We start from the raw sequence: 13139 nt of genomic DNA on the forward strand, positions 1-13139 counted from the left end.
TTCTTCTTTTACAAAGTAAAGAAACAGAGCAGGTGCTACTCTGTTTCATCAATAATTTCAAGAAGCCGTTTTTTATTCTGTTTGATTTGTTTTTTCCGATTTGAATCCGGCCAGTACTCTTTTCTGACAAACTCGGCAGGCGGCAGCGGAGTTCTGACGGAATGATATGAATCATCCAGGCCGCTTACCAAAAGGTGGGCGTTTGTTCCGCCAAAACCGAAAGCGCTGATGCCCGCCCTCCGTTTTCCATCCTTCCAGCTTCTCAGCTCTGTATTCGGATAAAAAGGCGACTTTTCAAATTCAAAGCGGGGATTTGGCGTTTCACAATTCAATGTAGGCGGAATTTCCTTATGCCATATTGATAAAATCACTTTAATGAAACTTGCCGCTCCGGCAGCGCTTAATAAGTGTCCGATATTGGTTTTTACACTTCCTACTCCGCAAAATTGCGTTTTGTTTGTGTCTCTTCGGAATACTTTTGTCAGAGCCTGTAGCTCAATCGGATCTCCAATCATCGTGCCTGTGCCGTGAGTTTCGACGTAGCTGACTGATCCGGGAGTGATATCGGCTTTTTCAAATGCATCTTGAATAACCTGCTCTTGAAGCTTAGGATTCGGGGTCGTAATTCCCATTGTCGCACCGTCATTATTAATAGCTGATGCTTCAATGATACCGTATATCCGATCTCCGTCCGCTTTCGCTTTCTCGAGCGGTTTTAACAGAACAGCGCCAAAACCCTCTCCGGGTACAAAGCCGTTTGCCCTTTCATCAAAAGTAAAACACTGACCGTCCGGCGAAAGAGCTCCTCCTTCTGTTAACATCAGGTAAGGAATTTCATCCAAAAGCAGATCCGCCCCTCCTGCCAGCGCCATCTCTGAATCACCGTTTTTTATGCTTTGGCAGGCTAAATGAATGCTGACTAATGAAGAAGAACAAGCGGTATCAGAAACCATGCTTGGACCGTGAAAATTAAAGAAATGCGACACATGTGAAGCAATAAAGTTTTGACTAAGCCCGACGATGTGGCTGCTGCTTTCTTTCGGCAGTTTGTGACCGTAGCCGCCCATTCTGGAACCGACAAATACGCCGACTTTTTTTCCCGATAATTCTGTTTCTTCATAACCGGCATCCCGTACAGTCTGTACACTCGTTTCTAAGAAATGTCTTATCAGCGGGTCCGTTTGGATGGCTTTCTCCTCTTCCATGCGGAAATACTCCGGATCAAAGCTGCCGATTCCATTGATAAATCCTCCCCATTTGCTGATGCTTTTTCCCTTTTGCTGCACCGGAGAGTAATTTTCTTCTATATTCCACCGGGAATCAGGTACTTCTTTAATATGATTCTTCCCTTTTCTCAGATTGTCCCAAAATTCCTCTTTATCAGCCGCTCCAGGGAACTTACATCCGATTCCGATAACAGCTATCTTTGCAGAGGAAGCCGTCTGCGGTTCTGTATTTCGGCTCGTCACAGACTGCATATCATGCTGATTGCTGCTTTGAGAATCAGTCTGTTCGATTTGTTTTTTCAACGGCGGCGCCGTCTTACCGATATATTCCGCAAGACCATGAATCGTGTTGTGTTCAAGAAGCACAGTAGGGTCAATTTTTTTCTGAATCATTGCTTCTATACGATGTATAATGCTGACAAGAAGTATAGAATCCACACCGTATTCCTGAAAATCCGTATTTGGGTTAAGCTTTTCAAGGGGAATGCTCAATTCCTCGGCAAATACGGCAGAAAGTTCACTGACAAGCCCTTCTGAATGATCAAAAGTGTCGGGAGTCTCCTGTCTTCGCACTGGAAATGAAGCCTTGCCGGTTTTATTGATATTCAGGAGACTGTCTGCATGAAACACTGTTCCTTTTTTCACGATAGGAATGATATTGGCCGATTTTCTCTCCAGTGCATGATACAAAATCGCCAGTCCTTCCCGTGTGGAAAGAGAGTCCAATCCCAATTCATCATATAAAGGACTCGTCACAGTACCCATTCCGACTTCTTTCCAGCTCGGCCAATTGATGGACGTGAAATACGTTCTCCCCTTTTGAAAATGATAAGCCGCGAAATAGTCCATATATGCGTTTGCAGACGCGTAATCAGTCATTCCTTTCGACAGTTTGGGTGACTGTGCAGCAATTGATGAAAATAGAATAAAGAAATCCAGCGGCCTATTATTAAAAATCCGCTCCAAATTCTGAAGTCCAGTGACTTTCGGCCCGTACACCGTCTTAAATTCACTCATTCTTTTATGAATAAAGGCCGGATTTCCGCCGCTGTGCAGTCCGGCACAGTGTATGACACCGCTTATATCTTTAAATTCAAGGCTTACTTGGTGAAAGAATGAACGCAGCTTCTCTTCATTTGTGAGAGAACCGCTGTAATACAGATAGTTGACACCTTTCTCTTCAAAACTTTGAAACAGTTTGATATTGCTGACTGTCTTTTCGTCCTGTCTGCCCTCTTTCAGCAAATGATCCCATTCACTTCGCAAAGGTAATGGACGCGTCCCCGTCAGCACAAGTTTTTTCACTCCCCGTTTCACCAAATCTTCAGCTATTGCTCTGCCAATGCCCCCTGTCCCGCCGGTAATCACGATGGCTTTATCCGCAGGAAATGAAACAGGCCCGCCGGTATGGATTCTTTCTTCTTCAAAATACGGAACATATCTGATGCCGCTGCGGTAGCATACTTCATTCTCTGCGGTATATTGCGCCCTTTCATTCTCAAAGATTTGTTTCAGCTCATGCGTTTCTTTCATGCTGTCTATATCTATTGTTTTCACATGAACAAAGCCGTATTCCGCAGAAAGGGCTTTCAGAAAAGCCGCTGATTCTGCCCCCGTCAGCTTTGGTTTTTCCGCTTTAAATACCTGCAAGCCATTGGTGATTTGTAAAATGGATAATGGTGTTTCCTTTTTACTCCTCTTAATTATTTCTTGTATAAATAAGAATTTACCATATGGGATGCCGTTCTGATTTTCACTCTGGTTTCCGATATCTGAGAAATCAAATATATTTTCGACCTGCCGCTCACCGCCCGAGAAGATCTCACGGATAACGTCGTATGCGTGGTTTTCATCTAATAAAGAACACTCAAACATTTGATCAGAGTGTTTTATAAATGAAGAGTGATGTTTTATGACAATCAGATTCTCCTGATCTATATCCGAACAAATGGTGCGGGCAATTGATTCTGTGTCTTGATTTACAAATGCTACTGTCAGTCCGTACTCTTTTGTTTCGGATGGATTTACAAACGGATTCTCTCTCCATTTTTTTTGCAAGTGATGTTGAAAGGAATGTTGAGGGATCTCTGCCTTCTCAGTCCTGGACGGAACCCAATAACGTTCTTTTGCAAACGGATAAGTCGGAATTGAGATCCGTTTACCCGGCTGCTGTAAATGTTGATGAACGGATTTCCAGTCGATATCCGCCCCCCAAACCCATAATTGAGCCAGCTTTTCCGCTTCACCGTTCTCAATAATGGTCTTTACAAACAATTCACCTGCTCTGCCTTCCGTTAACGCCTTCATTTTTTCAGCGAATGCATCTGCTGATTGCTGATTAACATATACGCCTGGAACTTGCTTGTCACCGCGGCAAAACTCAAATAATTTATCTTTCATTTCTTTAAGAGAGGTACCGGTAATCGCCGCTCTGGCCTCCATCGCTTCTCTGCCCGATTGTGTAGTGTATGCCAGATCCCGTAAAACGACGCTTTCCGAATGGCCGGCTTCCATCACTTCATTCGGGAACATGTTTCTTATCGCTCCGGCATATTCCTTCAATAAGTATTCAGTAACCGCTTGAATGGAGGCGCAATCAGTTAATTCATACATCGTGAGTTCAATATGAAACATTTCGTTAATAAAATCCGCCATCCGGCTTAATTCCAAAGGCCCTACGCCAAATTCACTCAGGTGATCAGCAATATTAATTTCTTCCGGATGGATATGAAGCAATTCCGAAACAAACGGTTTGAGTACTTCATTCACCTTTTCTTTCATATCAGGCTGTTTATCCTTTACTTCAGGACTTAGTGAACGTTGAATAAAATCTTTCATGTTTTCGGCATACTCAAGAAGACGTTCATTGTCTTTGGCAGATAACAGGACAATATGCGGTTCGTTCTCAACATGTTCTGTTGAGACGTTTGTTTCTTCATATTCTTCTATAATGATATGAACATTCGTTCCTCCGGCTCCGAATGAGCTGATCCCCGCTCTTCTCGGAACAGTTACTGTTTTTCCGTTTTCCTGCAGTTTCGGTTTCTTCCAGTCTTGCAATGACCGCTGTACATAAAAGGGAGATGCTTTAAAATCAATATTTGGATTCAACGTCTCCGCATGTATGGAAGGAAACAGTTTTTTCAGTTTCATTTGCAAAAGAACCTTTGTCAAACCGGCAATTCCCGCTGCGGCCTCAAGATGGCCGATATTTGATTTGACAGAACCGATTGAACAATATTGAGTGTGCTCCGTAAATTCCCGAAACGCTTTTGTTAATCCGGTGATCTCAATCGGGTCTCCCAGAGAAGTTCCCGTTCCGTGAGCTTCAATATAACTAATTGTACGAGGGTCAATACAAGCTTTCTGAAGCGCGTCCTGTATCAGTTCAGACTGACCATTTGGATTAGGAACCGTAAAACCGTTTGTTCTCCCTCCGTGATTGACCGCTGTCGCTTTAATCAGCGCATAAATATGATCTCCGTCCCTTACCGCTTCCGCCGCCGGCTTTAAAAGTACGGATCCCACTCCTTCTCCCGGTACATAACCGTCACCGCCCTCGCCGAATGTACGGCACCGGCCATCACTTGCAAAGAAGCGGCTTTGATTTAATAATGTATATTTATTCGGATGAAGCGTAAGATTGACCCCGCCCGCAACAGCAAGGGTGCTTTCTCCTCTTCGTATACTTTCACAGGCTAAGTGAATGGCGTTAAGAGAGGATGAACACATTGTATCAACCGCCATACTCGGCCCCTTAAAGTTAAAGAAATATGATATTCTGTTTGCTATTGCAGAAAATGGAGACCCGACGGCCAGTTCATTTCCTTTAAGTGATTCTTCAACGCCGAAAAATTGATAGCTTCCATATGTGACGCCTGCAAATACTCCGACCTTTTTGCGGGTCAGATCTGAAGGTTTATAACCCGCATCCTCTATGGTATTGTACACTGTCTCTAAAAAGAGGCGTTCCTGAGGATCAAGAAAAGCCGCTTCTTTCGGTGATATCCGGAAAAATAAAGGATCAAACCGGTCTGGATTTTTCAGAAAACCTCCCCACTTATAGCAGCTTCCCTCCAGCATTTCCTTCCGGTCATCAGGAATTTCGCTTACGCAATCCCGTCCATTCATCAGCACATTCTGGAACTCCCTGATGTTTTCCGCACCCGGGTATCTGCCGCTGACACCGATAATGGCTATATCAGCAGAAAGGGGATCGGCCGAAATGTGCTCTTTTGAATCTTCTCCTTCAGAGCGTACCGGCGCTTTTGTTTCCACTGGTTTTCTTTTTGGCTTTTTTTGATATGAGACAAGTTCAGATGTGCCGGCCGGTTTCAGCAGTTTCATCATTCGTTCGCTGTGATGACTCAGGAAATATTCAGCTAACTGAGATATTGAATGATATTCAAAAAATAATGTTTTCGACAATCTGCCGATACTTTGCTCCAGCTTTTTGGTCAGACGCATGATCATCACTGAATCAATGCCGTATTTCTCCAGGTATTGTTTTTCATCTATGAGTGAGGCAGGTAATTTCAACTCTTCGGACATTATATTTTTCAGATAACTGATTATATTTTGTCTTAATTCATCGTTTTTCAAATCAGCATCTTCCTGCTGCTCTGAATGAAAGTTGATTGTGCCGGCACGCATCAGCACATCCTCAATCTTTTCTTTTCGGCCTTTCAGGGCAATCAGCTGTTCAGATGATTGACACAAGCTGTTCTCCAGAGCCTGTATTCCGTCACTGTCATCTAACGGGTCAAGACCGAGTTCCTGTTTCATGTAGGATATTCCTTCATCGTCAATATTCATCCCGCCGGAAGTCCATAGCGGCCAATTGACTGACACTACCCTTCCGGCAGACTCTTTTGCAGTCATAACTGCTGCATACTGATCCAAACAGGCATTGGCGAAAGCATAGTCACATTGGCCGGCTGAGCCGAAGACTGCCGATGTGGATGAAAACAAAACAAGTAATTCAACTTTCATTTTTTTGATTTCTTCCGCCAGCCACAACGTGCCATAAACTTTCGAACCTGTGACTTGATCCATTTCTTCTTTTGTCTTTCTTAAGATAAAAGAGTCACGGAGTACGCCGGCACTGTGAAATACTCCATGTAAGGTGCCGAACTGCTCTTTTGCAAAAGCAAACATCCGTTCAGCATCACTTTGTTTTGAAACATCAGATCGGATATATACAACTGTTGAACCTGAACTTCTTAAATATTCGATCTTTTTCTCCTGCTCTTCAGTTAAATCAGAGCGCCCCGTCAATATGAGGTTCGCTTTCCATTTTTCCGACAGATGTTTTGCCAATATATAACCGAGACCGCCCAGGCCTCCTGTAATCAGATAATTCCCATGATGTTTCAGCGGCTGGGTTAAATCGAATGAGCCGGCTTTATTATAGCTTTTCGTAAAACGTCTGCCGTTTTCATAGCGCACTTCAAAATGGATATCCCGTTTTTCGTCACACTCTCTCTGATATATATCCGCTATTGCTGGAAGAGCGGCTCCCGTACCCTCTGATTGCGTGATATTGATAATCTGATAGTGAAAATTGGGGTGTTCCTGGTGAACGGTTTTCACCAATCCGCCGAGAGCATGATGCAGCGGCAGTTGTTCTTTATTCTCAGTTTGAAAAATATGCGTCAGTTTTATTATCTTTTTCCATTTCAGTTCAATCAGCGCCTGTGTAATATACAGAAGAGAAAACAATCCGTTTTCCAATTGTTTCTGTATACCTCCCTTACTCATGTCAGCCTGAGAATCAGACCACAAGTGAAGAATCTTTTCGGGCAGCTGATAATGATCATAAATGTACCGGAACAGCTTTAGATGATCGTCTTTTTTCACGTGATTCATACAAATCGTATCATCATGTAAAACAGCAAATTCTTTTCCGCGGATAACAAACAAGAGAGTACAGTCCTTAAACAAACCGCTCAATTCTTGTATTTGCCGTTCATTTTCTGCAAAAATCAGGAGCAATCCCGTCAAGGGTACGCTCTTCTTATTCGGAATGAACGATTCTGTCCATTCCGGCTTGTAATAAAAAAGCGGATGGTTCGATGCCCGTGATTTTTGATTCTGAATGGATGTCACACGGGCATAGCCTTCGTCAGCCGATATCTGTCCTGATTGAATCAGATCAAGAATATCGCTGATTTGTTCACGTTTTCCGTTCATCATTCTTCCCCCATTAATTGTTTCAATACAGCCTTCTGATCAATATCATTGGTTTCCAATTGACGCAGGAGACGAATGAGTTCGTCGTCCGTCTGAACAGTGCCTTTTTTATGACCATATCTGAATCTCACATCTCTGCACTCCGCCAGAATGCTTCCGTTTTCATCTGTAAATGTCATATGACACGTTACATCACGGCTGTTCTGCCGGTTCTCTTTTTGAGTATAGACATAAAAATTTTGAGCGAGAGGCTGATAGACATCCGCTGCTCCCATTCCGATCAATTCCGGAAAGGTTTCTCCGCTGACAAAAAACGCACTGGCTTCAATCGCGGACTCAAGCGCTTCGGGAGAGATCGTAAAATTCTCTCTTTTTGCATAAAGCTCATCCGGCAATGAATGAAACGACAGCATTCCGTCACTGTTTTTCGCTGATTCAATGACAAAAGGCGATTCAGCAGGATGTTCAGTCATTTCTGATTTGACTTCAGCAATATCAAGCGCTTCAGGAAGCATACCGCTTTCAGGCTTAACAATATGCGCATTTCCCCTGGCAAGACGTACTTTATTCTCATTTTGTGTGTTTGCATATATGTCAAACCGCGCAAAGTCGCGCTCAGGCGTCAGCGTAATCATCAGTTCCCGTATATCAGTCATTCCGTTCATCCTTTCAGTCCACAATAAATCAGTTAATGTATGAACTGGTTGTCCAAATGCCTCCGCTGCATTGACGATAGCCATTTCAGCCAAAGATGCATAAGGGAAAAAGGACACGTTTCCTTCAGACAGACTTAGTGCGAACGGATGATTACGGCTGATTTTTTTCGTGAAACTGAACTGATTAAAATCGGACGTGTTACTCCCCAAGAAAGGGTGAGTCGGCTTACTCACATCTGTTGAAACAAGCGTTTCCCCTTTTTCCGCTATCCAATACCGCTGTTTGATCAGCGGTTGTCCCGGAATAGAAATCCTGCGAGCATTCCAATTCACCTCAAAAGTCTCCCAATCTATCTTTCTTCCATTTACCCATTTGGATGCTGCTTCGGCGTAATCTGAACAAACGTGAGGCATTTCATTGTGAACTTCTGATTCGAATGTATTACCGGTATAGCTCAAGCTGCTTTTTTCTCCCCTGATATAAGCTGAGAGCTCTTCAGCAATGACCTGCCCGGAATCTGCCACTATCGCCAGCCGTTCTTCCATATGATCGCGTCCCGTCTGAAGTGTATAGGCAATATCCTGAAGACGCAGTTTATGATTGTTATCCTTCGATTCATTTTCTGATAGAAAATCAGCCATAACCTTCGCATATTTTATCAGCCGTTGTTTGTCTTGAGCCGATAAAACAAAGATCACTCGGCCGCTTTGATGATCAAAAGCTTTTGGCGGCTCATACGCTTCCAATATAAGATGCGCGTTTGTCCCTCCTGCCCCAAAAGCGCTTACCCCGGCTCTCAAAGGATGAACAGCATTGCTGTTTTGCGGAATATTCCATTCAGCCGCTTTCCGCTGCACTTGAAAAGGAACCTGATCAAAATCTATAAACGGATTAACAATATCGGAATGCAGAGAAGGAACAAGCTGCTTATTCTTCATTTGGAGAAGCACTTTCGTTACCGCAGCGATTCCTGCCGCAGATTCTAAATGTCCGATATTTGATTTCACCGAACCGATGGCGCAAGGATGATTCAGTTGATAGGAATCTTTCAGTCCTTGAATTTCAATCGGATCGCCTAATGACGTACCCGTTCCATGCGCTTCAATATAATTGACGGTATTCGGATCAATGTCAGCTTTACGAAGCGCTTCTGAAATGACCTCCGCCTGCGCATCCGGATTCGGTATGGAATACCCGCTCGTCTTTCCTCCGTGATTAACGGCGCTTCCCTTAATCACACCGTATATTTGATCTTGATCTTCTATTGCTTTTTTCAATGGTTTTAACAATACGGCTCCGACTCCCTCACCGGGAACATAACCGCTTCCGTCTTTTCCAAAACTCCGGCATCTGCCGTCACTTGATAGAAACTGTCCCATGCTGAGGAACTTATATTTATTCGGATGTATTGACAAATTCACTCCGCCGGCTAATGCCATATCGCTCTCTCCGCAATGTATGCTTTGGCATGCGTAATGAATAGAGGTCAGTGATGAAGAGCACATTGTATCCAGAGCCAAACTCGGACCTTTTAAATGAAAATAATAAGACACCCGATTGGCAATTGAAGAATAGACGGATGCCGGCGAGAAAGCCACTCCATTTTCTTCTCCTTCAAATAGTTGATATTGGCCCCACATTGCACCGACAAATACACCGACTTTCATCTTTTCCAGCATGTTTCTCGGGTATCCTGAGTCTTCAAAACAATTTTTGGCCGTTTCTAAAAAGAGCCTTTCCTGGGGATCCATAAGTTCTGCTTCCCTTGGGGAAATATGAAAGAAAAGCGGATCAAATTGATCGGCTCCGCTGATAAAACCTCCCCACTTGCTGTAAGACTTCCCTTTCATATCTCTGTCTTCGCTGAAGAAATCATCCATATTCCAGCGGTCAGGCGGGATTTCTGTAATACAATCTTTTCCGCTCTTTAAATTCTCCCAAAATTCAGGTAAGTCTTCAGCCATCGGATACTTCCCGCTTAATCCGATAATGGCAATGTCCTCATGCCTTGTATCAGCTGTTTCATTTATTTGGATCTCACGGTTTTCATCCTCCATGAAGGTATCTTGAAGTGCAGATTTCAGTTTTTCTTTGTCACCTTCAAACACTATCAGCTGTGATGCGTTCAGAGAGAGTGAATCTTGAAAAGCTTTGATCCCATTGGTTTTACTAAGAGGAACCATACCGATTTTTTGTTTCATCCATTTTTCAGTTTGTTTATCCACTTTCATGCCGCCGTCTTCCCATAGCGGCCAGCCGATGGCTACTGAGACGCCGGAGCGTTCTTTTTTCCGCCTCATTCCTTCACGCCACTCAGCAAAAAGATCGATGAACCGGTTGGCCAATGCGTAATCCGTCTGTCCGATATTCCCGTACATCGAGCTGCTTGATGAAAACATCACAAAGAAGTCCAAAGGTTCGGTTTGCAGCAAGCTGTCCAATAAGACCGTCCCATTTATTTTCGGAGCGATCACTTCCTTGATTTCATCTTTTGATTTTTGAATCAATAAAGCGTCGTGCGTCACACCGGCACTGTGTATCACACCGTTGATTTCTCCGAATTGCCTTTTAATGGTTTTTATGATTCGCTCTGCATCGCGGCTATCTGAAAAATCACCTCTTATATATTGAACCGAAGAACCGCCTGCTTTCATTCGGCTGATTTTGTTCTTTTTGTCTTCCGTAAGTTCAGAACGGCCCGCTAAAATAATATTGGCTTTTGTTTGGGCTGCGATATGTTCTGCAAATATAAGGCCTAAGCCGCCGGACCCTCCTGTAATCATGTATACTCCGTTTTCTCTAAAGGAGAAACCTGAGTTTTGAGCCGGTTCCGCTTCCCGTAAGGCACGGACCCAGCGCACATTTCCTTCATAATAAAGATCGGTTTCTCCCGGATGCGCTTCAGTTGATTCGCATCTGATGATTTCAGCTGTGAGATCCGGCAACGATGACTTGTCTGAAACTGATATCCCGATTGTCTTAAGGGCCAGTTTCGGGTTCTCAAGCAAAATAGACTGCCCTGCACCATGGACTGAAGCGTAAAGCGGCTGATCATTTTTATGGTCCGCCGGATAAAGGAAAAGCGATACAACCTTTTTTTCCGCCTTGCTACGCATCAATGCCCGGCTGAAAAAGAATAGCGGGTAAGCCCCTTTAGAAAGCTGTTCATTTATTTTTTCCGGGCTGGCAAATGCCCCTTCCGGCCACCCGTAAACCACGGTGTCGGGCATTTGCCCCCTTTTTTTCAGATCAGCTGCAAGCCTGTCAAAGTGAGCTTCCTCCCTGTGATCGATCTCATAAACACCGTCTCCGTGATAGGAGAAACGATTCCCTGATAAAACGAGAATGATCTGTGTATTTCCGAATCCATTTTCAGCATTTTCCCGCATAAAATGAAAAAGCTCTCTGTCATATTGAAACAGCAGGTATGTTCTATTCTTTTTATTTCCGCAATTTGGGTCCCAAGCGGCAGCCTTTTGTCTCCAATGCGGCGTTAAATAGGTCAGAGCCGTATGATTCTCTGCATGATGAAGAGGGAGGTCTTTTTCAACGGAAGTTTTTTCGCCGCTCTCTGCAAAATAGTTTGCAAGTTTTTGAATCGTCGGATACTCAAACAATAAAGTAGGGTACAGTTCCCTGCCTGTTTTCTCTTCCAATGCCTTTACGGCTTGCATAAGTGTTACGGAATCGAGGCCTTGTTCATAAAAACCTTTTACCACAGAGAGTGTTTCAGGGGCAGTCCCTTTGATATCTGCGATCAGCTGCTGAATGTCTCCTTCTGTTATAAGAGCAGAAAGATTTTCGTTCTTACTTTTTTTCATGTCAGGCTTTTCAGCCGGTTGATTTTGCGTTAAGAAATAATCGGACATTTTTTGATTTTCTTTAATATATGCGGCGAGTTCCCGGATCGTTTTCTGCTCAAACAGGAGTGTAGGATACAGCTGTTCCCCTGTTTTGTTTTCAAGTTCTTTGACAATGGCAAGCAAAGAAGCTGAATCCAGGCCCTGTTCATAAAAACCAATGTCTGTCCTTATGTCACGCAGATCTATATTTGAAACCCCGGATATTAATTCTTTAAGGTGTGTCTCGATGCTTTCGCTTCGATTTATGATTGAATCTTTTCTGACCAGGCTGTCTTTTGGCTGAGAAGCCGCTTCAGTTTCCAAACGAGTCTGCTTCAGGTTTTCAATTAAATCTTTTGAGCGAATATGTTTCACAGACAGCCGCGTAAAATAAGCGATCATCTCCCCGTGTGCATCGTACAAACCGTAACTTACTTGGATGACATCCCCTGAATCATGATTTTGGTCTTGCTTCTCTATGTACACATAACACCTGTCTTCCAGGCGCTTCGTCATACGGAAAGATTCAATATGAATGGGAATATACGTTTTCATCCGGCTTGCCGGAGATCCTTGTGTAAAATATTCGGGACATGCCTGATAAAGGATCGATATGATGGTAGACGCATCAAGAAAAGTGGGATGCAATTGAAAATAGCCGGTATATTGATTTGCAATTTGGCTGAGCGTCAACTCTGCAAGTACAGAATGGTCAGACGCATAAACCTTCCCCAGACTCTTCATAAATTCAAAATGCTCTATATCAACCTTTTTTAAATAGTCATAACATATCTCCATATCAGCTTCACGGACGGAGGCATGTTTGATTTCATGGATATGAATTGAACTCATGCTTTCCGGGATTTTCGGCATGAGCCTGCAGTTCATATTCTCATCCCAGCTTTCATCCAGAATGCGGTCATCTTTTACCTTTCTGCTCTTCGCCTGAATTTCCCATCCCTGTTCCAATCCCTGAAAACGGATGCGGATTTCTCTGTCAAAGGTATCCGATGTTGCTACAGGTTCCAAATACAAAATATTCTGACACTCGAGTTCTTCAATAGGCAAACCTTTGCTCAGCGCCATACGGTATATCATATCTAAAAATGTGACACCGGGTATAATCCGGGTGCCATGCACCCGGTGATCCCTGACAATATAGTCCGTATGTTTAATTGTTAATGTGAACTGATAGTTTTGATTACTGGCCACCTGTCTCATT

2 protein-coding genes are annotated in these 13139 nt (G+C 43.6%); both read right to left on the minus strand.

Annotated features, from left to right (window positions below; translation table 11 throughout):
• Positions 1–35: 35 nt before the first annotated feature.
• Positions 36–7418 (minus strand): type I polyketide synthase, encoded by a 7383-nt coding sequence (locus AUL54_RS03345; protein ID WP_060962882.1) that lies wholly within the window; start codon positions 7416–7418, stop codon positions 36–38.
• Positions 7418–13129: a type I polyketide synthase gene (locus AUL54_RS03350; protein WP_060962883.1), complete on the minus strand. Its 5712-nt coding sequence runs from the start codon at positions 13127–13129 to the stop codon at positions 7418–7420. The genes AUL54_RS03345 and AUL54_RS03350 overlap by 1 nt, the downstream gene beginning before the upstream one ends.
• Positions 13130–13139 lie beyond the last annotated feature (10 nt).

It is taken from the genome of Bacillus sp. SDLI1, from assembly GCF_001553895.1.
In the GTDB taxonomy this organism is placed as follows: domain Bacteria; phylum Bacillota; class Bacilli; order Bacillales; family Bacillaceae; genus Bacillus; species Bacillus siamensis.

Coding starts and splice junctions, on each gene's coding strand:
- AUL54_RS03345 (WP_060962882.1), bottom strand. CDS start 7,418: ATGAACGGAAAACGTGAACAAATCAGCGATATTCTTGATCTGATTCAA.